A 26433-nucleotide genomic window follows, 5' to 3' on the forward strand; every position below is an offset into this window, starting at 1 on the left:
GTAAAACGATGATATCGAATTAATAAACTTTACTTAGCGTCAGTGCTTTCAAAAATCTTATCCGCGGAAGCGGCGACAAAGCCAGAATACAGTTCACCGTTCGCCATAACATAACGTTTCGCGAACTCATAAAAGCCGCCAGGAACAATTTCCGCACCTTCAATAAATTTCACAGGCACCTTATCGGCCATCGTTGAAGACTGCTCAAGTAACACTTCAGGAGACCCTTTAACTTCACCGCCAGATTCGTTAATGACAAAACCCGCATTTATCAAATAGTTATTCACATCAATAACTTGTGTGTGAGATTGGAGTTGATTGACGCTAACCGTAAAATGGTTGGCACCGTATCCATGTGCAGCAAGCCAGGATGCATATTCGCTTTCTTTTGCTAAAGTCAGGTAGTCCTCGTAACTTAGGTCCCAGAGTCGGCCACCATATAAGAAAGTTTCAGTTTCTAATTTTAAACTGTCGACTTGCGCGACTAGTTTTTCAACTATTCGTTGTAGCTCCGTCGAACACTCTTCTACTTTTAGTTCACTAATAAAGACTTTGGGTTGTAAAGTATCCGGATGCTCATAGTGCTTGGCGACCAACTTTTTGCTTTCGAACACATAGTCATTACATTCTTTGTAACCCAACGCTAAAAATGGTTTAGCAAGGGTGGATATACCTAAAGGCTCAACATTGAATGTACGTAAAGCAATGTGATCGTTAATCAAAGCTTCATCTTCCTGAAGCAGTTTTTGTACTTTCTCTGCAGATGGGCAGAGACGCTGAATGTAGTCATTCCACAGAGATTCAAAAAGAGTATCTGGCGTCATAACGCCTCCTTGTGTTAGATACTTATAGTATCGAGTTATTGGATTGAATGCTCCGCGCAATGTTTGGAGCTGATTGGCTTTCTGGTACAAAAAAGGCTACCTGATTCATCGCAATACGTATGGGCAGGCAGCCTTTGAGTTACTGATTTAATTATTTTTACCGGTATGTACTGCCGAATTGATTACTCAAAAACAATACCCTGAGCCAGTGGTAAATCACCACCATAGTTGATTGTATTCGTTGAACGGCGCATGTAGTTTTTCCATGCATCCGAACCAGATTCACGACCGCCACCCGTTTCTTTTTCGCCACCAAACGCGCCACCAATCTCTGCGCCCGATGTCCCGATATTGACGTTAGCAATACCACAGTCAGAACCTTCTGGAGACATAAACATCTCAGCTTCACGCATATTTTCAGTAAAGATTGCAGAAGACAGACCTTGAGGTACTTCATTCTGAATTTCTAGTGCTTCTTCAATTTCTTCATAAGTCATGACATAAAGAATCGGCGCGAAGGTTTCATGATGAACAACCGGCGCATCATGCTGAATTTCAACAATAGCAGGGTTCACATAATAGCCATTCTCAGGCACATCTGATGTAACACGGTCACCGCCGTAACAAATTGTCCCGCCCTGCTCTTTCGCATCGTTAAGCGCTTGCTGCATATTTTCGTAGCTCTGAGCATCCACCAGCGGGCCGATCAATGTTGAACTTGCACGAGGATTACCAATACGTAGTGATGAGTAAGCCTGAATCAAACGTTCAACAAGTTGCTGTTTAACGGAAGAATGAACAATTAAGCGACGTAGTGTTGTACATCGTTGACCCGCTGTACCTACCGCAGCAAACACAATGGCACGTAACGCTAGCTCGATGTCTGCATCTTTAGATACGATCATGGCGTTGTTGCCACCGAGCTCCAGTAGAGAACGTCCCAGACGACCAGCAACGACTTGCGCTACATTTCGTCCCATAGCGGTAGAACCTGTTGCAGATACAAGTGGGTAACGTTTATCAGCACTCATTACTTTACCGATTTCCGCGTCACCGATGACTACGCTACATACGTCTTTTGGTACTTCAGGCATTTGCTCTAGTGCTTTATTAACAATGGCCTGAATAGCAAGCGCACAAAGCGGGGTCTTTTCTGAAGGTTTCCACACAATACTGTCACCAGCAACTAGACCTAGCATCGCATTCCAGGACCAGACTGCCATAGGGAAGTTAAATGCAGAAATTACCGCGACTGGGCCAAGTGGAAGCCATTGTTCCATCATTCTGTGCCCTGGGCGTTCACTGGCAATAGTTAAACCATGAAGCTGACGAGATAAACCAACAGCAAAGTCACAGACGTCAATCCATTCCTGAACTTCGCCCAATGCTTCTGGGAAAATTTTACCTGATTCTAGTGTAATAACTTCAGCCAGTTCATTTTTATATTCGCGAGCCAGATTACCGATAATACGTACAAATTCACCGCGCTTAGGTGCAGGGACAGTTCGCCACTGTTTAAAAGCGTCAGTCGCTCGCTCTGTTAATGAGTCAAATTGTTCTGCAGTTGCAAGTAGGAAGGAAGATGAAGCTTCACCATCTACCGGACTATATGCTGTGTATGATTTGCCATTTCCCTGCTCTGTTACTGTGCCTGAAATGATACTGGCATATTGATTGTTTTCAATAAATGCGTTTAGTCCAAGCGTTTCTAGATAAGATTTAGTCATGTTGATTCTTCCTTGAGGCTGAGTACGATTTAGAGATTAAACAGACACTGGCTATTGGTAAAATATCGATTTTTTACATTAGGTATAGATCTTTCCTATAGCTTAGAATTTCTCTATAGTCTGAGTTCGAATTTGAACCCGTATTAGAAGAGGGAGCTTCTTATGATGTTTCGGTCGTTACGATATTTTGTCGCTGTCTATGAAGAATTAAGTTTCAGTGCTGCTTCAAAACGTTGTTTTGTTGCCCAACCTTCCATCTCTGCAGCCGTTAATCAACTTGAAACAGAATTGGGATGCACGTTGTTCGTAAGACATGCCAAAGGGGTTACTCCAACGCCTTCCGGGAGTGCTTTATATCCAAAAGCACTGAAAGTACTGGCAGATATTGGTGAAATAAAAGGTCTGTTTAAAGAAGGGGAAGAGAGAATTCCCCTCAAGCTTGCGTTGAGTCCTTTTCTCGGCAGTGAACGGGTAAGTATGATTGTCAAAGCACTGATTGACTCTGTGATGGGACTAGAACTGGAATTGGTTGATGTCAGTGAACCCTGCGATGCAAGGATTATCTCAGCCACACAAGTCACGGACCAGGAAGTATTTCAAAAGTTGTGGGCCGATAATTATGTCCTCGCCTTATCGAAAGGACACCCACTAACCGCCTTAAAAGAGATTCCGTTTGAATCGCTCGACAACGTTTCATTTATTAGTCGTCAGCCCTGCGATATAGACGATGCGTGGCGGTTTGCTGTGCAAAACAAAGGAGTTACCCTCGCAACTAGAGCAACCGTCAAAACAGAAGAGTATGCACTGGATTTAGTTGCCGCAGGGCTTGGGGTATCTATCGTTCCTTCGTATACGACCTCAAAAAGAGACGACATTATAACGCGTCCGTTAGCAGACATAGAGCTGGAGCGAGTCATTGGTTTTGCTTACCCCAAAAAGCATGCACTTTCTCCAGATATTCTAAAAGCGATACACCAGGCTAAATTGATAATGGATTAACTCTGAATGAGCTAAATGTTTTTTCTATAGCAGTTAAAGAAAAATACTATTTTTTCAACATACGGTGTGAGCGTAGCCTAAGCAAAAATAACTGCTTACAAGGAAGTCTCATGCCGTTTGATTTTAGTCTTATAAAGACACCAATACCTTATGCTTCAGTAAACCGAGTTCTTGATTCGGCTCAAATACCGTCCCTAGCTCATGCCTCAATTCGCCGTTTAGCTGGTTTAATCGGACAGATTGAAAACGACAGTGGTGAAAAATTTATCCGTATGGAATTGGGCGTACCCGGTATTGATACACCGCAAATCGGTATCGATGCAGAAATTGCAGCGCTTAAAAGTGGTGTCACTTCTATTTACCCTCCGCTAGACGGTATTCCAGTACTTAAAAAAGAAATCTCGCGCTTTTGCAAACTGTTTTTAGATGTCGACGTTAACCCTGCCTACTGTTATCCAACCGTAGGCTCCGGACAGGGCGCAATGGCAGCGTTTCTGGTTGCCAACAGAGTTCGCCAGGATGGTGCAACCCTGTTTATCGATCCTGGCTTTCCTAACCAGAAAATTCAGGTGACGGCTTTAGGACAAACCTGGGACAGCTTTGATGTTTATGAACATCGTGGCGAAGCATTACGCTCTATTTTAGAAGAAAAACTCTCCACTGGTATTTTTACTACCCTGCTCTACTCCAACCCAAATAATCCGTCATGGATTTGTTTTAATGAGCAAGAACTAAAAATTATCGCTGAAGTAGCAGCAAACTACGATGTAATTGTCATTGAAGATTTAGCTTACATTGGAATGGACTATCGCAATGACTACTCTGTCCCGGGTGAAGCACCGTTTCAGCCAAGCATCGCTAAATATGCCAAAGATTATATTTTGATGATTTCAGGCTCAAAAGTGTTCAGTTATGCAGGCCAGCGAATAGCCAGTTTGGTTATCTCCGACCATTTGGCAGAACGCTGCTTTGAACAACTAAAACCTGTATTAGGATTTGAACAATTTCATCAGGCTATGGTGTTTGGTGCTTTTGCATCTTTATCTTCAGGCGTGACTCATTCGACTCAGTACGGTTTTAGCGCACTTCTGGAAGCAACGAATAATGGGAATGTTCCGTTTTTGCTCGATACTAAAGTCTATGAAAATAGAGCAAAAACCATGAAAAAGATGTTTACTGATAATGGCTTTTATATTGTTTACGACAAAGATATTAATCAAGATATCGGCGATGGATTTTACTTTACATTTGCCTACCCCGGTTTGAGTTCCAGCGAGTTGATGGAGGCTCTACTGTATTTTGGTATCAGTGCTATATCATTGATGAATACAGGGTCAATGCGAAATGATGGGTTACGTGCTTGTGTTTCAAAAGTCCATGAGTCAGATTTAGTTACTCTTGAATCTAGGTTGAAGTTATTTAATCGGTCGATGTCGACTAATAGCAATTAGTTCCACCATTAAGATGGCATAACTAGCAGCTTTCTAGTTATGCCATCCAACATGTTCGATTTTCATTTACTATTGTTATAAGTAATGAATGTACGTCCTATAACAAACTCTCTAGCCTAAGCAATAGATTACTACCCATCTGAATTGTTCCTTGCGTTGTATCCAAAATTCACATGCCTCTCCTTGGCGTTTACAACTTCAAAAATAACGTATCATTCACTTTTTAGAGTGGTCACATTGCTTACCGATCTATTTTCTCAGCCTTAAAGCCAATTTTCCTATTTAGGAATATTCCAAACACTTGATCGTATCTCGAAAGGAATTATTTAACTAATTGATAATTAGTACTTATTTTTTTGGAATGTTCCTTTTCCCCTTGCAACTGAACGATGTAACTAAAACGAAACATTTCTATTCAAAAATTACTCGCAACTCAATAAACCAGAGTAAAAAACCAATAAGCAAGGTAATGTATGAATATCAAAACAACATTTAAGTTAGTGTCCATCTCAGCAATGATCGCGATGCTTACGGCATGTAATGGTGAAACCGGCACAACACAAACTGACGTAGCTGCTGCTAGCGCTACTTATTCCGATGAACACCATGTTGTATTAACTGGTGAAGATAACTTCCGTGATTTAGGTGGCTACGTAGGCGCCGACAATAAGCGTGTTGCTTCTGGCAAACTATTCCGCTCTGGTGAGCTTTCGGCACTGACTGATGAAGACCGTCAAAAACTAGAAGCTCTTGGTCTGGTTCGTATCTTCGACTTACGCCGTCCTTCTGAAGCAGCAAGTAATCCAGATGCCATATCTCAAGAAATTGAATATACCAACTTCTCTCTTATTAATGAGCTACCATCAGATCTTACTGACACAGATGAAGATGAAAAAGAGGACCTTACAGATCCTAAGGTACTTGCTAAATACGCTCAAATTGCGATTGACTTCAACTACGATCTATCATCTTGGATATATCCATCATACGAACCTAGCGAGCATATGATCTCTCAATGGAGAGCGATCTTTGACTTACTTGAAGATAGCGATACTCCTGCTCTATGGCACTGTACTGCTGGTCAAGATCGTACTGGTATGACTGCGGCATTAATCCTGTATTCACTAGGCGTGTCTATGGATGACATTTTTTCTGACTACTTGATGTCCAATGAGTACACTTACGCGGATAAATACGCACAATCAGAGTCAATCTTGCCATATCTACCAGAGCTAGACGTCGATGCTTATACTGAATCTATGCTAGTTAAGCGTGGGTATCTTGAACACTTCTTTACTGACATTGAAACTAAATACGGTAGTATTGATGAGTTCTTAAGTAACGAACTCGATGTCGATATTGACGCAATGCGTGAACACTACTTAGTTGGCGAAGGATTACCTAGTAGCGTTGTTTACACCGATGAACACCACATTGAGCTAATAGGCGAAGATAACTTCCGTGATTTAGGTGGTTATGTAGGTGCTGACAACAAGCGAGTATTGGAAGGTAAACTGTTCCGCTCCGGTGAGCTTTCAGGATTGACTGAAGGCGACAAGCAGATTTTAACGGATTTGGGTATCGAACAATTAGTTGACTTACGCACAAAGGGGGAGATGTTAGACAAGCCAGATAATATTCCAGACACTATCGATGTTTATCATTTACCTTTAGTCCCAGAAGCGGAGAACGATAATTCTTCCGCAGTACAAGTGAATCTAGTTGACCAATGGGTCAATAATTTAAGAGATCCTAATTTCGATAACGAAGCCGAAATGATTTCTGCTTACAACTATATAGATGAGCAAAGAATAGCAAACTGGACGGAAATCTTCGATTTACTGGAATCAAATAAAACCACGTTATGGCACTGTACAGGGGGACAAGATAGAGTCGGTATGACAACTGCGTTAGTCTTATCATCTTTAGGTGTATCACGAGATGTAATCATTAAAGATTACCTAGCAACAAACGAATACTTAGCTGAATATGGTGAACAAATGGCTCGTTATATGGCGACAATGTATAACGATGAGACACTATACCAAACTATTCTTGATAACATGGGCGCGAGAGAGACCTACATCAATGCATTCTTTGATGTGGTTGAAAGTGAATACGGCGATATGGACACTTTCCTACAAGTACTCGGTGTAGATATTGAGTTAATGCAACAAAACTATTTAATTAAATAAATTCTCTTTGTCGTACTACAGTCCTTCAAAACCGCTCCGCATATCGGGGCGGTTTTTCAAAATTATCATCCTGCCTCTAACTTTTATAACAATTACACTGCATGTAATAAATATGTAACCGGGGTGCTTTAGGGTGTCGTGACCTTACTGAATCTACTTTGTTATGTCTGACTTCATACTACGCTTGTGGAACAACGCCTTAACACCATGGGTGTACTCAACGACTATTTTTATTTTAGTGGTAATTCTACTGATAAAAACGCAAGTGCCAGACTTTCATTTCTCAACGAAACCCGAGTTCAATCGACTCAATTGCGGCCAAGTCTTGGGTGATGACAATTTCGAACAGAATATCAACCTACCTACATTTACGATCTTAGGATATGACCTGCTTGCAAGACCTATTTTAACCAATTTATGTCAAGAGCCTAAACTCATGGAAGATTTTGGTGATATTGAGTATAGATGGATTAATGTAAATGACCTTTCACCTCAGGATATCTATCAACAAAAAGTCGACCTGATGTGGAGTAGAGACTACTTTTTAGCTGGTTTAACCCCTGACTATAAGCACTACTATCGCGAAATAGTATCAATGCCAAGTTACGATATCTTTTGGTTTAGCCATGAAGCCCTACCTGTGGATGACATTGACTCTTTCTTTACAACTCATCGCGTTGGATTATTGAGTAACAACTTTAGCCGTTCTGCATATCAAGCGCCTCTAGAATGGTTGAAATCACGACAAATAAACATAGAGTCAGTTGAGATTAAGTATTACCCGACTCGCCAAGCTTTTCGACAGGCTCTGCTTGAAAAAGAAGTCGATATAGTTGCGGATAGTAATCATAGCCCTCTTTTAGATCAGATACCCCTTCTGTCACAAACGTTAATAGTCAGTAATCAGAGTGCCGGGGGCTGGTATTTACGTAGTGACTTAGTGGAAACCCTGCCTTTAGCTTTAATCAAAGACAAAATAATGACGGTGTTCACCCTTAAAGCAAAGGAACACCAGTTATGATCCTTCCGAACAATTACCATAAAGTACTCATTTTTTCGCTGAAACTACTTGTGGTTGTACTTGCTTTGTTAAGTATCAGTCTATTCTCAGGTCGGTACTGGACAATAAAACAATACGATGATTTTGCGAAAAGCTCATTCCCTTATAAGCAATTAGTGGAGTACACGAAAAATAATCCATCTTCTGCGCAAGTAGAAAAAAGACAAATATTTTTGGCTCAGTTGCAACACCATACTTCTAACGTTGTAGAAAACAACAAATGGCAACTTTATCAAAATTGCCAACTATTTTTGTCCGAAGGTAACCGAGACATTGTGTTGCTAGATCTTTACTTTCCACTGCTTAAAGACGACGTTAAGCACACTGATTTGTACGTAGGATGCAGTTTAAAAACTTCAAGTTGGTTCTTAAGTGTTTTTATTGCTAGCCTTTTAATCTTTCTACTTTGGATAACCGCACCACGCCCCCTAAACCAGCAAAACTTGATGCTGTTTCAATTGTTGACGCTTGATGAAAATTGTCGTCTTAGTCAATTTGAGATAAAAAGTGTGCTTTTACGCTTTACGACGAACGTACACATCAATTCACAAGACTTATGTTATCTACATTCACGATTAGATAAGCAAGCCATCACAACCCCGAAGGCACTGGAATTATTGTTACAAGACGTAGTATCGCCGTTAGAGCTCAAATTCTCTGTAAAAAATGATGAAATCCAAGTCTCTTTATCGAATTTGAACATCGAAATAGCTAGCACTCCCGCTATCTATTGGCTTTGGTACGCCAACTACAGAAAGCTGCATAAGTCTGAAGGGTGGATAACTAATCCTCCTTCTAACAGACCTGACACGCAACTTGCTCAAGAGCTTATCTCACTAATGAAGCAATACGGTGGACATGCACGAGCGTTAAAAGAGCTGGAGCAACATGGCTTGAGAGCAAAGACACTCGATAAAAACCGGAATAGAATTAAAGAAGCACTGAATAATCACCTGCCACCAGAGCTAGCTGGGCTTTGCGGCTTCGAAACAATTAAGAGACCTGACTCTAATCAATCTGCATACAGACTTCGAATGGAAGCCAAAAGTCTAATCCTCTTGTAATTCAAAAAACAAAATTTATATATTTTAGGCTTCTAGCAAGATGCACCATATTTGTGCAATGCTGCCTGCTAATTAATAGGCATTTGATTTACCCAATTTGAGAAACTGTTCACATCGCCAAATTTTACCAAAATAAACAACGACATAATTTATTTTCATATTTAACGTTATATAGGCACGAATCTAGCTTTCCTGTTTCACGATTGTTATGTACTACAAAAGGTGAATAGATATGTTGTCGGAAATGCTAACGAGTGATTATTCTGTCTGTAAGCCTAAACCGGCTGAGTTAATCACCCTAACCACCGATATCGACGACCATGCACATGATCATCTGCAAATTGTGATTGGAATACACGGGACCGTAGAGTTTGATATAAGTGGCAACGGTAATCGTATATTGCCTGGACAGGGCTGTATCATCACAGAAAGCTCTGACCACGCGTTTGGTGGAGTTAAGTCACCTTCAGATATATTTGTGCTCAATTTAATTGCACAAACTGAAACGAATAAGGCGGTCCTGCAAGAAATAAACGAACTTGCACACAATAATTACTACTTTCAGATAGACAGCCAGCTACGCCAGTTAATCAAACTACTAACAGCGGAAATCGCGTCCCACCCTGACGACTACCTGCTTGGTCAGAGCTGCAACAACACTATCATTGCGCTATTAAATAGACACATTCAGATCTTTCAGTCGCAGAAACGCTCACGTCGACTAGATATTGAGGCTATTGACCGCTATATCGAGCAACATATAAACAGCATGATATCGGTAAGCCAGTTGGCAGGCAGCGTATTTCTGAGTGAAAGCCAGTTCCATCATCAGTTTAAAGAAAGTATCGGCTTAACGCCCCATCAGTATGTTCTTCAGAAACGAATCGAATATGCTAAGAGCTTAATGGAGCATGGCTCTTTTAGTCTCAGCCACGTAGCCCACCTATCCGGGTTCTCAGGCCATAGCACCTTTACTCACGCTTTCTCAAAACAAGTGGGTGTTTCACCATCCCAATACAGAAAAAGCTATTTATCGTAATGAATAATACTTCGTAGGTGGTTGCTAAACGGCAGCCACTTATGGTTATCCCTCCCCTTCTAGCCCTTCGTTTAACACCCTTTTTCGCTAGCTTTTTACAAACCTTCAAGAGTTTTCTGCAAGTTTTTATCTTTGGCATTCATACACTGGTTACTAAGTTCAAAAGAACATGGATGAGGTAACTAAAATGTTAAAAACAAACGAACTGCTGGGCGCAGGGATGACAGAAAAGCCCCTTGATGAATTGGAAGCGATTATTTCATCGCTTTATATGCCTAATGAAACCAAAATTTTGCAGGAACTCATTCCTCTGGCGACGCCGTCAAAATCAGAAAAGACTGAAATGGAGCAACAAGCGAATCAGCTGATCCTTGCAATTCGTGCCGATAAAACATCAATTCAAATGATTGATGCTCTGCTACTGGAATACAGCTTAGATACTCAAGAAGGTATCTTACTGATGTGTCTCGCCGAAGCTTTGATGCGAATCCCGGATGCAGAAACAGCCGATGCGTTAATTCGTGATAAGTTAGCCGTTGCCGACTGGAAGTCCCACCTAAAACGCAGTAACTCTTCTTTCGTTAACGCTTCTACATGGGGGCTCATTCTCACAGGCAAAATCTGTAGCTTAGAACAGGTAGAATCGACTCCCCCGGTTAAAGCGCTTTCAAGACTTGTCAATAAACTGTCTGAGCCGATGATTCGTCATGCGATGAACCAAGCGATGGCGATTCTAGGCCGACAGTTTGTTCTGGGTCGCACTATCCCGGAAGCGCAGAAAAATGGGAAACCACAGCAAGAAATGGGCTTTGATTTTTCTTTTGATATGCTAGGTGAAGCAGCCTTGACAAGTAACGATGCAAAAAAATACTTTCAGGATTACATGTCGGCAATCGAAACAATCGGTAAACAGGAAAAGCATAAAGGCCACCTGCCTTCTATCTCAATGAAGTTGTCTGCGCTACACCCTCGTTACGAAGTGGCAAACGAAGAGCGAGTCATGGACGAACTTTTCTCGACCCTGCTTACGTTGGCCAAAAGAGCCCGAGAACTTGAAGTACCTCTGACTATTGACGCAGAAGAGATGGACCGTCTTGAATTGTCCTTACGACTTTTCAAAAAGCTTTACCAACACCCGGTAATAAAAGGCTGGGGACAGTTTGGTCTTGTTGTACAAACATACGCTAAACGTGCACTTCCGGTATTCGCCTGGCTAAATAAACTAGCGGAAGATCAGGGCGATATGATTCCTGTACGGTTGGTGAAAGGCGCGTATTGGGACAGCGAGATAAAATTGGCACAACAAGGCGGCTATGATAATTATTCGGTGTTTACCCATAAGGAAGGAACTGATGTCTCTTATCTGGCTTGCGCTCGATTTGTTCTGAGTAAAGAAGTTAACCGCAATATTTACCCTCAGTTTGCCAGTCACAATGCTCAAACGGTTACCGCAATTGCCGTTATGGGTAAAGAGAGCCACTATGAATTCCAGCGCTTACATGGTATGGGCGAAGCGCTATATAACCATGTAATGACAAAGTACGGCTCTAATGTACGTATTTACGCTCCGGTAGGAAGCCACAAAGATCTCCTTCCTTATTTGGTACGCCGCCTGCTAGAAAACGGAGCAAACAGTTCTTTTGTGCACCGTCTTGTTGACCCAAGCTGCCCACCAGAGCTGCTCACTCAACACCCTGTGGAACAATTACTTAAAAAGCCGTCTTTTGACAATAAAGCGATCCCTCTACCCCCTGATATTTTCCCTGATAGAAAGAACTCGACCGGAATCAATATCGATATTGATAGCGAACGCGAGCCTTTTGAAACCGATGTCGCGGTACATATGGAAAAAGAGTGGACGGCCGCCCCAATTATCGGTGGCAAATCCTTGTATGAAAAGTTAGTTGCATCAGGTTCAGACGAAGTTACTGTTACCGCGCCCTATGATCGAACAATTAAAGCAGGCAGTGTCATCTATGCGAGCAAAGCGCATGTTGAACAAGCGATTGAGTCAGCATCAGCGGCATTTCCAGCCTGGCAGCGTACCCCGGTAGAGGAAAGAGCAAGTCACTTAAACTTATTGGCGGATTTACTTGAGCTCAATATGGCAGAACTGGTTGCTATCTGTCATAAAGAAGCAGGTAAAACTATCCATGATGCAATAGATGAAGTTCGTGAAGCCGTCGATTTTTGCCGCTTTTATGCGAATCAAAAGCACGTATTTTTGACGTCAAATACTGCCGGTTTCAACGGCGAGATTCAAACCGTGAGCCGTCATGGTCGTGGCGTGTTCGCGTGTATCAGTCCATGGAACTTCCCTCTGGCGATTTTCCTGGGGCAAGTAACTGCTGCGCTAATGGCAGGTAATAGCGTCATTGCGAAGCCAGCGGAACAAACCTCGCTTATTGCTGCGAAAGCGACTGAACTGATCAAACAGGCAGGCTTCCCTGACGGTGTTTTCCAGCTGTTACCCGGAACAGGAGCAGAAGTAGGCAACACCCTGACTTCTGATACAAGAATCGCAGGCGTAGCCTTTACGGGATCAACACAGACTGCGATGCGAATAAATCAGTCACTGTGCAAAAGATCTGTGGAACCCGTACCTCTGATTGCTGAGACGGGCGGACAAAATGCCATGATCGTCGACAGTACTGCCCTGCCCGAACAGGTTGTAAGAGACGTACTTCGCTCGGCATTTGCATCCGCAGGTCAACGCTGCTCTGCATTGCGTGTTTTATGTATTCAGGAAGATATCGCGGACCACATCATCGAAGTGATATCAGGTGCGATGGATGAACTGTCGGTTGGGCTACCCTACCTACACGAAACAGACGTGGGCCCTGTAATTGATAGCCAAGCCAAAAATATACTACTGAGCCACATCGACCAGATGAACAAAACACAACGCCTGGTTAAACAGCTTCCACTGAATGCTCAATGTGAAAAAGGCGATTTCGTCACTCCAACCGCGTTCGAAATCTCCAACTTATCCATCCTGAAAGAGGAGAACTTCGGCCCTATTCTGCATATCGTTCGCTTCAAGGCGAATCAACTTCCCCAACTGGTGGAAGAGATTAACGCGATGGGTTACGGGCTGACACTTGGCATACACAGCCGAAATGAGACCACTTACAGATGGATTGAGAAACATGCCAGGGTTGGCAACTGTTATATCAACCGCGACCAGGTGGGTGCGGTAGTCGGCGTTCAGCCTTTCGGAGGCCAAGGCCTATCCGGTACAGGACCTAAAGCTGGAGGCCCCAACTATCTATATAGATTCACACAAGTGAAGTATGACCCTATTAGCTCATCATCAAGCCAGCAAGGAGAGTGAAGATGAAACCACTATTAGATATTTATAACGCCTCTTCTTCTGCATTTGGGCAATGGAGTTTAACGGATTTTACGCTAAGAAAAGAGCAACTGGTTGGTTTAGGAAGTCAGCTGCCAAAAGCACTACAAAACGTATTGCAGTACCACCTCACTCACGCCGAATTATCCATTGCTCCGACGCAGTCATTGGTGAGTCCAACTGGAGAGACGAATGAACTCTATACCCAAGGCCGGGGAGTAAGCGTTTTACTGATCGATTCGGATGCACCAAATTGCCAACTGGCATTTATGGCAATGATGACAGCCCTTGTAGCGACAGGTAACAGCGTAATCATCTGCAGTAACAACCCATGGGTAGAAGATGTCATGAAAACGCATCAATATGAGCAACTCTTGCCGGAAGGCTTAGTTAGCCTCATCCCTAAGGATGGCTATCATGAGTTAATGACCCACGATATACGAAACTTCGTTTTCATCGGCAACGCTTCTAAGACGGTTGAAATAAATGAAGCGCTATCAATGCGTCCAAATGCGATTACTAGTCTGGTCGCGGAAACCGACCTTGAAGCGCTTATTCACGCTAAAGATCCAATGCTTGTGTTGCGTTTCATCACCGAAAAAGTACGTTCCATTAATATCACTGCCATCGGTGGGAATGCTACTTTGCTCGAACTTGGCAACACCACCCATTAATCAGTTCAGCGCTCTCAGAGAATCTCACTCAGAGAGCGCTTATACACTATCATGGAGGATAGTATTATGACCGACGACGCCTTCGCTATAACGTCCACATTTATTAGTTATCTACTTGTGATGCTTGCTATTGGGTTTATGGCGTACTTACGTACATCAAATTCCAGCGATTATTTCCTCGGCGGGCGCACATTAGGTCCCTGGCCTGCTGCTCTTTCTGCCGGCGCCTCTGACATGAGTGGTTGGTTGCTTCTAGGCTTGCCAGGTTATGCCTACGCAGCAGGGATTGAATCCATCTGGCTCGCGGCAGGACTGCTGGGAGGCACATGGATAAACTGGCTAATTAGCTCGAAACGGTTAAGAACGTACAGTATTACAACGGAATCATTAACCATCCCCGACTACCTCTCCCGCCGTTTTCACGACAAATCTAAATTGATTCAGACCATTTCTGCCTTTTTCATCCTACTGTTCTTCCTCTTTTACACCAGCTCTGGCCTTGTCGCAGGAGGAAAATTGTTCGAAACGGTCTTTGGACTAGACTATACATACGCGGTAACGCTCGGCGCTATTTGCGTCATTTCATACACGCTTTTTGGTGGTTTTCTTGCCGTTTCATGGACAGACTTGGTTCAGGGGCTCCTTATGGCGGCGGCATTGATGATTGTTCCAATTGCGGCGATGAACGGCAGCTTTTCAAAAATGGAATACGATCTTGCCGCTATCAACCCTGAACTGCTCACCTTGTGGAACAACACCTCCGGGGAGCCTTTAAGCGCTATTACCATTATTTCGCTGATGGCCTGGGGGTTAGGTTACTTTGGTCAGCCGCATATTCTGGCACGCTTTAAAGCAGCCCGTTCAAATAAGGATCTGACTACCGCTCGCCGCATTGCAGTCACCTGGACCTTTTTCTCAATGGTCGGTGCAATCCTTGTCGGCTTAGTCGGGCTACTCTATCAGGCCAACACCGTTGGCACACCTTTAGCGGATAGTGAAAAAATATTCATGGTGCTGGTCAACGTAACCTTCCATCCTGTGATGGCGGGCATCCTTCTGGCTGCAATTTTAGCCGCAGTGATGAGTACAGCCGATTCACAACTATTGGTGTCCTCTTCTGCATTGGCAGAGGACTTCTACAAACAGATATTTAAGCCCGATGCGACATCAGATGACGTTGTGAAAATTGGTCGGTTTGCTGTCGTAGGAATTTCAATATTGGCGCTATTATTAGCGCTTAGTCCAGACAGCTCTGTGCTTGGTCTCGTTTCTTACGCGTGGGCAGGTTTTGGTGCGGCATTTGGCCCTGTTATCGTACTCAGTTTGTATTGGCCACGTATGAACAGAAACGGCGCACTTGCCGGCATTATTGTCGGCGGCGTAACTGTCGTCATTTGGAAACAACTGACTGGCGGTTGGTTTGATGTCTATGAAATTGTACCAGGATTTATCTTATCTACGTTAGCCTGCGTATCTATGAGCATACTAACAAAACAACCTCATGAAGCCGTCGTTGAGCAGCATGAAACCTATAAGCGACTACTCGTAGAACTAGATTAATATCGCGCAAAAACATCCAAATAATGTTCATTATTTTTAATGCCGCTTGTATTTAAACAAGCGGCATTTTTTATTTCCTAATCCCCATATTTCTACAAATACACAAGAGTTTTCTGCAAGTTTTTATCCCCGCCATCAATAGAATTAAGGCTCAGCTCAACAGTAAATTCTAACGACACAATTACATTTTTAGGTAAAGAATATGATGAAAGGAAGCAGTACAGTTCGACAAGAAGAAGACTTGCTCGGAGTCAGGGACATTCCCAATGACGCTTATTATGGTATTCACACATTAAGAGCATCTGAAAACTTCAAAATATCAGCCGAAAAAATATCAGACATGCCAGAACTGATATATGGCCTTGTTTGCGCCAAAAAAGCGTCTGCAATCGCTAATATGGAACTAGGCTCGTTACCGAAGCCATTAGGTGAATGCATCGTTAAAGCCTGCGATTTAATCTTAGGCGATGATAGTTGGTTAGATCACTTCATCACAGATGCATACCAAGGTGGTGCTGGTACCTCCATTAATATGAATATTAATGAAGTTATCGCCAACGTAGCACTCGAGTTGATGGGAAGCTGCAAAGGCGCTTACCATCAACTAAGCCCTAATGATCATGTAAATATGGGTCAGTCAACCAATTGTGCTTATCCTACCGGGTTGAGAATTGCAATTTATAAAAGGGTAGAAACACTTATCAACACGGTAGAGTGTTTAAAAGGTGAATTTAAAGAAAAAAGTCTTAGATACTATGACGTAATAAAAATGGGCCGAACTCAGCTTCAGGATGCAGTGCCGATGACTGTAGGGCAGGAGTTTATGGCTTTTGGCACCTTACTAGATGAAGAAATTAAAAACCTGCGTTACTCCAGCAAACTACTACTTGAAGTCAATTTAGGTGGTACTGCAATAGGTACGGGTTTAAATACCGCTGATGGATTTCAGGAACTCGCAGTAAAACACTTAGCTGAGCTTACTGGCTATGAATGTACACTTGCAGAAAACCTAATTGAAGCAACCTCTGATTGCGGTGCATATGTAACCGTTCATGGCGCATTAAAACGATTAGCAGTAAAACTATCTAAAATATGTAATGACCTCAGACTCCTCTCTTCTGGCCCAAGAGCGGGATTAAATGAAATCAACTTACCTCAAGTACAAGCTGGTTCATCGATAATGCCAGCCAAAGTCAATCCTGTCATTCCAGAAGTGGTAAACCAAGTATGCTTTAAAGTCATAGGCAACGATACGACCGTCACTCTAGCGGCCGAAGCAGGACAGCTTCAACTGAATGTCATGGAACCCGTGATCTGCCAATCCCTGTTTGAATCAATGAGCCTACTAGATAACGCGTGTATCTCTCTTGCAAACAAATGCGTGAAAGGCATTACGGTCAATAAACAAGTTTGTGAAAGTTATGTACTCAACTCCGTCGGCTTGGTGACCTACTTAAATCCATACATTGGCCATCATTTAGGTGATTCTGTAGGTAAAGTCTGTATTGAAACCGGACGTAATGTAAAAGAGGTGGTCCTTGAGAAAAACTTATTAACTGAGGATCAAGTCAATGAAATATTTTCCATGAATAACCTCATTTACCCGAAATATAAAGCAACCATTACCCAATCGTGATCAATCTTTGTAAGTATTTAGAATTACAATAGCATTTCATACGTTAATTGGTTCATAGACATCCTATTTACTATGTTGGATGTCTGTGAATACACCTGTTCCATCAAGCACTCAAGTGGTTCAGCCGATGTCCTGTTGTTCTCGATCACTCATCTATAGTCTGGATTTATCGTAAGAAGTTTAAAGTGAGCTCAATCAAGAGGCACTGAATAACTTTAGAGACGGCTTTCTCGGGGCATAGATTTGGTACAAGGACTACGGCAAGGTGAATCGCAGTCCAATAGTCGACCTAACACCTTATCGGCTGAAGCAATTTTAACAATAAGAACAAACACGTAATACTTTTTAGAGTCAATTACGTACCCGTCACTTTCAACTACTTGTTATTTTAGAGAGATTACACCCCAATGAACAACGCAACTGGTATAAATCAATTTAACCAGCTCAGTTCTAACAGAGAAAAAATGGTTGATATTGTCTTAATCGGAGGAGGTATCATGAGCGGGACGCTCGGTACATTCATCCAACAACTAGAGCCCAACTGGACAATAGAAATGTTTGAGCGCCTTGATGATGTCGCTCAAGAAAGTTCCAACGCATGGAATAACGCCGGAACGGGGCATGCCTCTCTTGCGGAATCTAATTATACGCCAGAGATGCCGAATGGCCAGGTCACGATAGGTAAAGCTGTTGATATTTATGAACAATTTCAATTGTCTCGTCAGTTTTGGTCCTATCTGGTAAAGGAAGGCACAATTAGTAACCCTGGTAGCTTTATCAAAAGTGCTCCTCATATGAGTTTCGTCACTGGCGAAAACAATGTCGAGTTTCTGCGTAAACGCTTCAAATTGCTTCGAACTATTCCTCTTTTTGATGGCATGGTTTATTCAGAAGATGAACAACAGATCCGCTCTTGGGCTCCATTACTGATGGAAAACCGCGATCCAAGCCAGCCTGTTGCGGCCACCCGTTCTCGTTTTGGTACTGATGTGAACTTTGGCGCTTTGACACATCACATGGTTGACGCGCTGGGAACAAATCACAACTTCAAACTCAACTTGCAACACGAAGTCCGTTCACTGAAACACCAGACTGATGGTACCTGGAAATTAAAAGTGAAGGATTTTAGTAGCAACAAAACGCGTACTGTTCATACCAAATATGTATTTATAGGCGCAGGAGGCGCATCCCTTACGCTCCTGCAAAAGTCAGGAATTAAAGAAGCCAAAAGCTATGGTGGCTTTCCTGTCGGTGGTCAATTCTTAGTGACCGAAAAACCGGACATTGTTAGTGCCCATAAAGCAAAGGTATATGGCAAAGCGCCCGTCGGTGCCCCGCCCATGTCAGTGCCACATATGGATACCCGAGTCATAGACGGAAAAGAAGTGGTTCTATTTGGCCCCTTTGCAACCTTCTCGAGTAAGTTTCTGAAAAGCGGGTCCTTATTAGACTTATTTAAATCTGTACGCCCATCAAACTTACTGCCAATGACACAAGTTGGGCTGAAGAGCTTCGATCTTATTAAATACCTCATCGGCCAGTTAACACAAAGTAATGAAGACAGAATGAATGCACTGCGAGAATTTTTTCCGTCGGCAGAGATCAGTGATTGGTCTTTATTACAAGCAGGTCAGCGGGTACAGATCATCAAGCATGTACCCGGTAAAGGAGGTGAATTACACCTCGGCTCTGAACTTGTTCATGCAGAAGATGGTAGCCTCACCGCCTTACTAGGCGCATCACCAGGTGCATCTGTTTCAACTTCTATAATGCTTCAATTACTTGAACGTTGTTTTAGTGACGAGATGGCTTCAGATAAGTGGAAGCATAAGATTAAAGAAATGATTCCTTCATATGGGTTGTCATTAATCGAACACCCTCAATTGAATCAAGAAATTTTACGTAAAACGAGCGAAACACTGCACTTAGAGCAGGATTTACTTGAAATTCGCTCAAGTAAGGAAAGTATAGTGGAGCAAAACGAACCAGTTTTTGCCTACCGAGCTTAACGCCTTACGGTTTTGGTCGTTATACCCCCAACGTTAGCGAGAACGCGAAGTGGCAAGGTTAAATGTTAGGCTATTTCTCTAATGTGAAAGAAACTACCGCTTTCTATAAAACAGTAGCTTAATAGGTTCAAAAGCAAAGCTGCAAACGTATCAAGAGCAACGACGTTGCAGCTTTGTTTTAGGGGGATTAGCTTAAATCGCTACCGTTAGACGCGATAACTTTTTTGTACCAAAAGAAGCTTTTCTTGCGTTTTCTGTCACGAGTCCCATTACCGTTATCATCCTGATCGATATAGATAAAACCATAACGTTTTGAAACTTGGTTTGTACTCGCGCTGACGATGTCCATTGGTCCCCACCATGTATAACCAAACAGGTTAACACCATCGTTAATTGCTTCTCGCATCTGCTCGATGTGCTGACGAAGATAATCAATACGATAGTCGTCCTGAATTGAGCCGTCTTCTGACACTTTATCTGACGTACCTAAGCCATTTTCTGCGATAAAAATAGGCTTTTGGTAACGGTCATGGAGTTGATTTAGAGCCAAACGCAAGCCTTTCGGATCGATTTGCCATCCCCATTCGCTGCTTGGTAAATAAGGATTTTTAATACCACCCGTGATGAGGTTACCTTGAGCACCTTCTAGTTGTTCAGGGTTAGCACTAACAGTACTCGACATGTAATAACTAAACGAAATGAAATCGACGGTATACGCCGCAAGAATCTCATCATCACCAACATGTTTTTTAAGTATGACGCCTTTTTCTTTCAGCATGCGCTCTGCGTATGGAGGGTACGCACCACGGGCTAATACATCAGAGAAGAACAACGATACTCGTTGTTGCTCTTCACAAGCCTGCACGTCTTCCGGGCGACAAGTGTTTGGATACAACATTTGATAACTAATCATGTAGCCAATCTGAACCCCAGAAATAGTTTCTCGACACGCTTTAGCCGCTAATGCACTTGCTACAAACTGATGGTGGGCACCTTGGTATTTCGCTTGTTCAATATTTGGATGACCTTCTTCAATTATTCCCACGCTCACATAAGGGTGATGTTTGACACAGTTTATCTCATTAAACATCATCCAGTGCTTAACTTTATCTTTGTATCGCTCGAATACTGTGGTTGCAAACTTTAGATAAAGATCAATTACTTCGCGATTAGTCCAGCCTTCGTGGTTTACGGCCAAATTTAGCGGCATTTCATAATGAGAAAGTGAAACGATAGGAATGATATTGTGTTTTTCTAAACATTCAAAAACACGGTCATAAAACTCCAACCCAGCTTGGTTTGGCTCTGCTTCATCTCCATTCGGAAAAATACGAGTCCAAGCAAGAGACATACGGAAGCACTTAAAACCCATTTCGGCAAAGAGAGCAATGTCTTCTTCATAACGGTTATAAAAGTCAACACCATGACGCTTTGGATAGTACTTTGTTGAATTAGGGTCCATCGCCTCCTTTACTTGATCATGGGTCATCATAAACCATTGGTTAGACCAAGTTTCTTTTGGTGCTTTGTCGTCAAAAATGTAGACGTCAGAAACAGATAAGCCTTTACCGTCCTGATCTGATCCGCCTTCAATCTGGTTTGCAGCGGTCGCACCGCCCCATAGAAAATTATCTGGGAAACCTTTTAATGTGTTCATTGCTATTCCTTAATCTGTTGGTGCCTTAAGCAAAACTTGGTTGAGCGGCCAGTTTAATGACGTGTTCATCTTCTCGGATGCTCTCGTTAAGAGTGAACTCTTGATAGTCGGACGTATTGGTTACGACCATGATGACACTGGTATCAATCCCTTCTCTTTCAAGTGACTCTAGTTCAAATTCGACTAGTGGCTGACCGAGGGTAATAGTGTCTCCATCCTCAATATTGGAAGAAAAGTACCTTCCGTTGAGTTTCACCGTATCAATGCCAATATGGATTAGAATTTCTGCCCCATTGTCACTAGTAATTGCAATTGCATGTTTCGTTGGGAATATAGAAGTCACCACACCATTAACAGGAGAAGTTACAAGTCCTTCATATGGTTTAATGGCCAGTCCTTTACCAAAAGTTTCCGTCGCAAAGACCGGGTCGCTGACATTCTCTAACTTGACAAACTCACCTTTAACTGGAGGGAAGATAGTTTCTTGAGCAAGAGCTTTTACTGCTTCTTTTGCTTGCGTTACAACAGAAGCCGGAGTTTTGTTCACCGATGCTTCTTTCTCCGTGGAACTAGGTTTATCCTCAAAACCAACCACATAAGTAATCGCAGCTGCAGCGACAAAACTAATCAACATACTACCGATGGCATAGAAGAATGTAGGACCAGCTAATGCCGGTAGCCCTGGTAAACCACTCATTGTGAAGGCGTATGCTTTTACACCAGCTGTGACTGCGAAAGACCCACCTAGAGCTCCACCAATTAGTGCAGCAAAGAACGGTCTTTTCAAACGGATATTGACACCATACATTGCAGGTTCAGTAATACCCATTGCTGCTGTAAGACTCACTGAAAGAGCAAGCGATTTCATTTTTTTATCTTTTGTTTTTAAAAAGACGCCGAATGCAGCACCCGCTTGACCAAGGTTGGCCACAAAGAATAATGGCTTAATTGGATCAAATCCCATCGTACTGACGTTATTTACCATAACAGGCACAAGGGTGTAATGCATGCCGGTAATGATTAATACTGACATCGTACCGCCCAAGATCAACCCGGCAAGCCATCCCATGTTTTCCAATAACCACAATACACCGCCAGTAAGATTCCCACCTAAGAACAAACCAATTGGCCCTAATACGCTTAATGTAATTGGCGTAACAATAATAAGTGTGAATAACGGGACAAACATGGTTTTCAACGAGCCTGGCATAAATTTGTCTATGAACTTTTCAACATAAGACATGAGCCAAATAGCTAAAATAATTGGGATAACCGAAGATGCGTAAGATGCTGGCGTGATAGGCAGACCAAAGAAGCTAATGTCTATACCGCTTTGTTTACTTGCCGCAAAGAGTCCAGATAGGCTTGGATGAAACAAAGCGGCAGCAATTGCCATTGCTACATAAGAATTACATTTAAAACGTACTGAGCAACTGTGAGCCAACACAATTGGTAGCAGATAAAAAACACCATCACTGATAGCATTCAGTATCTGGTAGTTTTGACTGTCTTTTGGAAGAATATCGAATGTTAGCAATAACGCCAGTATACCTTTAAGGATACCAGCACCGGCAATCGCAGGGATAATCGGCGAGAAAATACCACTGATTGTTTCCATCAGGAAAGCTAGTTTCCCAGATTTCTCCGCAGTTTCGTTTTCAGCAGAGCCTTCTTGTGATGATTTACGTAAGCGTGGAATTGTTGTGTATATTTCATCACAAACTTTGCTGACTCTATCACCAAGAATAACTTGAAATTGATCGCCTGAAAGATTGGTACCAAATACACCATCGAGATCAGCGATAGCGTCTTTATTTGCCTTCGACAAGTCCTTTAAATTGAATCTTAATCGAGTAATGCAGTGAAAAAGAACGGTGATGTTATCGTCACCACCCACTAACCGTACAATTTGATTAGCTAACTCTTTATTTGACATGGTATGTCTCCAGAAAGAAATGAAAATTGGCTGCTAGAGCAGCAAATAATCCCTCTGGTGTTTGCCTGATTTAACAGTAACAAGCCTCGTGGACATAAATGTAACTATCTAACGTCGTTAAGGACTCTATCAATATGAATCACTAAATACAGTTTTTCAGAGTCACTCATTGGATGATCATATGTTTTCCTGACAAATTCGGAAATCGTATCAACACACTGATGAGTTTTAGTTAACTCTTTTATCAACAGGTCCGACAGTAAAGAATCGTGATTTGTAATAACCTCCTTTTTACCAATGCGCTGGGCAAAAAATTTAAGATGTGTAACGAATCGATGATAATTCGGTGAATTTTCATCAAGTTCTACATTAAAAACATACTTAACAATATTGAGTATTTGATAAACAATTTTTGTTAGAGACTTAAAATCGTTTAGATTACTGTTATCCGCATTAATAATATGCAAGGCAATACTACAGGCCTCAGATCTTTCTAACAGAACACCCCAATTTAAAAGTATCTTTTGAATAATGCCTTCGGCAAATTTAAATTCTTGATCGTAAAAACTGCGGATTTCCCATTCAAAAGGGTTCGGTATGCTTAGACCGTCTTTAGAGCGTTTAATGGCAAAATCCAAGTGATCGGACAACGACACGAACAAGCCGTTACCAAACTTTTTATTCAATGATTTTTCTGCTTCATTACAGATAAATTCTGTAATTTCAACAACTTCAAGAGGCAAACTCTCCATCAATACTTTGAGCCGTTCGGATGTGGCGTCGCCTTGATTTAATCTGAATACCTTCTCAGCAACACTAGGATCAATTTCCCCTCCAGGTAGAGCCTTAAAGCCAAGCCCTTTCCCCGTCAGTATCAACTCCTGTCCTTTCTCATCGGCGGCGCTGACCACGTTATTGTTTAGCACTTGTATTATTGTAAACATGCCTTTGTGCTCTCGTTATTGAAACTAAAAAAACAAAAAAGGCGAACCTGATATACAAAACACAAAGCTATACCTAGCTTATCTTGTGTGATGCATACAGTTTCGCCCTATTGGTAACAATCTGTATTACGTTTTAGATGATACATGGAATAATAAGGCAACGTCTATTCATTCCAATGATATCTGTGATTTGTATCCGATTTTTCTACCGGCTACATGTTTCTTTATTGCTAGTTCTGTACAAACGTTGTTTGCAGCGTTTTTCTGACCGATCTTAAGCGAACATACTAGTCCCCTATTGCAGTTGAAAGGTATACACTAACAAAGCAAGTGTTATAGGAGAAAATAGAGTAGAAAGCAAAATCACATCAGACGTTAAAGAACATTCACGTCCATAGTATTCTGCTACCATAAACGGCCCTGTCCCTGTTGGAAGCGCTGATAGCAACAAGACACAAAGTAACGCAGGCTCAGATAATGGAAATAGAGAGCTGACCAAAATGAAAACTAAGGTTGGGTGAACAATCAACTTTGTGAATACAAACAGCATCGTTCTCTTTGTCAAAAATGAACTGGCACTACTAACCTCTCTGCCTCCAAGAAACAACCCAATCGTGACTAATGCACAAGGTGCTGCTGAGCCGCCAAGGAGATCTAACGATGAACTAATAAAATGAGGTATATGTAAGCCCAGAACTGGAATAAAGGAAGCGACTACAGGAGCAACAATAATAGGATTACTAGACACTTTTTTAAGAACTGTCATTGCAATATCTTTCTGTTGTCGACCACGATTACTACCGCACTCAACAAGGATAATACTGATGGCAAAAAGTACACATACCGTAATGATTGTCGCACTTAGTGCATAAGTTTGAGACTCGTCCCCCACAATAGCAAGTAATAATGGAAACCCCATAAATCCAGTATTTGCATAACTACTATTAAGAGCATCGATTGAAGCATCCGCTAGCGCTCTTCCTCTTTTCATCTGAAATAGCAGAATTAACGTAAACAGTACAAAAGTCGCCAATAGAAAAGCAGCGATAAATTCGGGGCGCCATAGTTGGTGCCATTCAGAAGTGGCAACAATATCGAATAACAGAGCTGGCAGAGCAAGAAAAACCACATACTTGTTTAACTCAGTTGTCGCTTGATCGCCCACCCAACCCTTGTATCTAAGTAGCCAACCACAGAAGATTAGAGCAAAAATAGGAAAAATAATAAGAAATGTAGATACCACAGCAGAACCATTAATCTGAAGAAAGATTAGACTCTATCCAAACAACACTATTTAATCTAATATCATTTATAACACTACTTGATACCTTTTTTGTATGAATGTTGATATTAAACAACTTAAATATTTTATCGCTGTCGCTGAGATTGGGAACATAGGTCGGGCTGCAAAAATGCTTCATTTAACCCAACCTCCCCTGAGCAGACAAATTAGCCTTCTTGAGAATGAGTTAGAAGCCACCCTTTTTGTTAGACATCCAAAAGGCGTCACATTAACCCCTGCCGGAGAACGCTTTTACATGGACTCAAAGCGAATTCTGGCCGCTATATCTGATGCCTATCAAAACGTGCAAGACATAATAAAAGGCAAAGCTGGGCAACTATCGATTGGTTTCATGATGCACGCGGCATACAACATCATTCCACAGCTTACAAAAAAGTATTTGGCTCTCTACCCAGATGTGTCTTTACATCTAGAAGAAGTGATACCAACAGAACTCGTCAAGCTTATTCAATCAGGAAAGTTCGACGCCGCCGTAATGCTAAAAACACCATATGATGTAGGCCTGAATTCGTTAAAACTTAAAGAAGAGAAGCTATGCCTTGCATTACCTACATCTCATGCTCTGGCAAAAATGGATACGATATCAGGTTCGGATCTAGCCAACGAATCATTTATTGCAACTCCGTGGAGTGTCGCACCAGAGCTGCGGAATGCCATAAAAGTTTATGCAAATCAGTTCGGTTTTGAGCCAAAAGTAATTTTAGAAACTCAACTTCAGCAAACAATCATCAACATGGTTGCTGAAGAGTTGGGAGTAGCATTAGTACCAGAACCTTTAAAGAAAGTTCAAACCCCTAATGTCACTTTTCGAGATATAGCTAATGCACCGACGGTTGAATATGTCATCGTCTGGAGGAAAGATAGCCTTAACCCCGCGTTAGAAAAATTGATTGATGGTTTAAAAAATCTACAAATATAATTCAGAAATAGATTCCAGTATAAGCGCTCACAAGAAAACAGCGACTATCCTTAAATTTTAACTAAATTGGTATCCCTCAACAGC

Annotated in this window: 18 protein-coding genes; 12 read left to right on the forward strand and 6 right to left on the reverse strand. The window is 42.1% G+C overall.

Annotated features, from left to right (window positions below):
• Positions 1-29: 29 nt before the first annotated feature.
• Both VER99_RS15305 and amaB read right to left on the reverse strand, forming a co-directional pair.
• Complete coding sequence (locus tag VER99_RS15305) at positions 30-824, reverse strand: DUF1338 domain-containing protein (protein ID WP_020333869.1); 795 nt, start codon at positions 822-824, stop codon at positions 30-32.
• Positions 825-1006: 182 nt separating this feature from the next.
• Complete coding sequence (gene amaB, locus VER99_RS15310) at positions 1007-2551, reverse strand: L-piperidine-6-carboxylate dehydrogenase (protein WP_020333868.1); 1545 nt, start codon at positions 2549-2551, stop codon at positions 1007-1009.
• Positions 2552-2713: 162 nt separating this feature from the next.
• Here amaB and VER99_RS15315 point away from each other — a divergent pair, with 162 nt between their 5' ends.
• The 11 genes from VER99_RS15315 to mqo all read left to right on the forward strand — a co-directional run bounded on the left by VER99_RS15315 (position 2714) and on the right by mqo (position 19590).
• Positions 2714-3550, forward strand: a complete 837-nt coding sequence (locus tag VER99_RS15315) for a LysR family transcriptional regulator (protein ID WP_020333867.1) — start codon at positions 2714-2716, stop codon at positions 3548-3550.
• 110 nt (positions 3551-3660) lie between these two features.
• Complete coding sequence (locus tag VER99_RS15320; RefSeq protein ID WP_020333866.1) at positions 3661-5001, forward strand: aminotransferase class I/II-fold pyridoxal phosphate-dependent enzyme; 1341 nt, start codon at positions 3661-3663, stop codon at positions 4999-5001.
• 473 nt (positions 5002-5474) lie between these two features.
• The gene (locus VER99_RS15325) at positions 5475-7196 is read left to right on the forward strand and encodes a tyrosine-protein phosphatase (RefSeq protein WP_020333865.1); all 1722 of its coding nucleotides are present in this window, start codon (positions 5475-5477) and stop codon (positions 7194-7196) included.
• 436 nt (positions 7197-7632) lie between these two features.
• On the forward strand, positions 7633-8217 hold the full coding sequence (locus tag VER99_RS15330) for a type 2 periplasmic-binding domain-containing protein (RefSeq protein ID WP_152490550.1): 585 nt from the start codon (positions 7633-7635) through the stop codon (positions 8215-8217).
• A 50-nt stretch (positions 8218-8267) separates the two neighbouring features.
• Positions 8268-9320 carry a hypothetical protein gene (locus VER99_RS15335; protein WP_155521829.1) on the forward strand — a complete coding sequence of 351 codons (1053 nt, stop codon included), beginning with the start codon at positions 8268-8270 and terminating at the stop codon, positions 9318-9320.
• Between the two features lie 232 nt (positions 9321-9552).
• Positions 9553-10359, forward strand: a complete 807-nt coding sequence (locus VER99_RS15340) for an AraC family transcriptional regulator (protein WP_020333862.1) — start codon at positions 9553-9555, stop codon at positions 10357-10359.
• Between the two features lie 187 nt (positions 10360-10546).
• On the forward strand, positions 10547-13693 hold the full coding sequence (gene putA, locus VER99_RS15345) for a bifunctional proline dehydrogenase/L-glutamate gamma-semialdehyde dehydrogenase PutA (RefSeq protein WP_024372956.1): 3147 nt from the start codon (positions 10547-10549) through the stop codon (positions 13691-13693).
• Between the two features lie 2 nt (positions 13694-13695).
• The gene (locus tag VER99_RS15350) at positions 13696-14385 is read left to right on the forward strand and encodes a hypothetical protein (protein ID WP_020333859.1); all 690 of its coding nucleotides are present in this window, start codon (positions 13696-13698) and stop codon (positions 14383-14385) included.
• Between the two features lie 66 nt (positions 14386-14451).
• Positions 14452-15945, forward strand: coding sequence for a sodium/proline symporter PutP (putP, locus tag VER99_RS15355; protein ID WP_020333858.1), 1494 nt, complete (start codon positions 14452-14454; stop codon positions 15943-15945).
• A 202-nt stretch (positions 15946-16147) separates the two neighbouring features.
• Positions 16148-17581: an aspartate ammonia-lyase gene (aspA, locus tag VER99_RS15360; protein ID WP_020333857.1), complete on the forward strand. Its 1434-nt coding sequence runs from the start codon at positions 16148-16150 to the stop codon at positions 17579-17581.
• Positions 17582-17988: 407 nt separating this feature from the next.
• On the forward strand, positions 17989-19590 hold the full coding sequence (mqo, locus tag VER99_RS15365; protein WP_020333856.1) for a malate dehydrogenase (quinone): 1602 nt from the start codon (positions 17989-17991) through the stop codon (positions 19588-19590).
• Positions 19591-19777: 187 nt separating this feature from the next.
• On the opposite strand, the gene VER99_RS15370 is transcribed toward mqo, so the two are convergent.
• The 4 genes from VER99_RS15370 to VER99_RS15385 all read right to left on the reverse strand — a co-directional run bounded on the left by VER99_RS15370 (position 19778) and on the right by VER99_RS15385 (position 25370).
• Positions 19778-21247, reverse strand: coding sequence for a glycoside hydrolase family 1 protein (locus VER99_RS15370; RefSeq protein WP_020333855.1), 1470 nt, complete (start codon positions 21245-21247; stop codon positions 19778-19780).
• Positions 21248-21272: 25 nt separating this feature from the next.
• Entirely contained in the window at positions 21273-23183 is a 1911-nt protein-coding gene (locus VER99_RS15375; protein ID WP_020333854.1) for a beta-glucoside-specific PTS transporter subunit IIABC, read from the reverse strand.
• A 104-nt stretch (positions 23184-23287) separates the two neighbouring features.
• Entirely contained in the window at positions 23288-24127 is an 840-nt protein-coding gene (locus VER99_RS15380; protein WP_020333853.1) for a PRD domain-containing protein, read from the reverse strand.
• Between the two features lie 295 nt (positions 24128-24422).
• Entirely contained in the window at positions 24423-25370 is a 948-nt protein-coding gene (locus VER99_RS15385) for an AEC family transporter (protein ID WP_020333852.1), read from the reverse strand.
• Between the two features lie 94 nt (positions 25371-25464).
• Between VER99_RS15385 and VER99_RS15390 the strand changes: the two genes are divergently transcribed.
• Entirely contained in the window at positions 25465-26349 is an 885-nt protein-coding gene (locus VER99_RS15390) for a LysR family transcriptional regulator (RefSeq protein WP_020333851.1), read from the forward strand.
• Positions 26350-26433 lie beyond the last annotated feature (84 nt).

The sequence above is a fragment of the Vibrio natriegens NBRC 15636 = ATCC 14048 = DSM 759 genome (assembly GCF_035621455.1).
Lineage (GTDB): Bacteria > Pseudomonadota > Gammaproteobacteria > Enterobacterales > Vibrionaceae > Vibrio > Vibrio natriegens.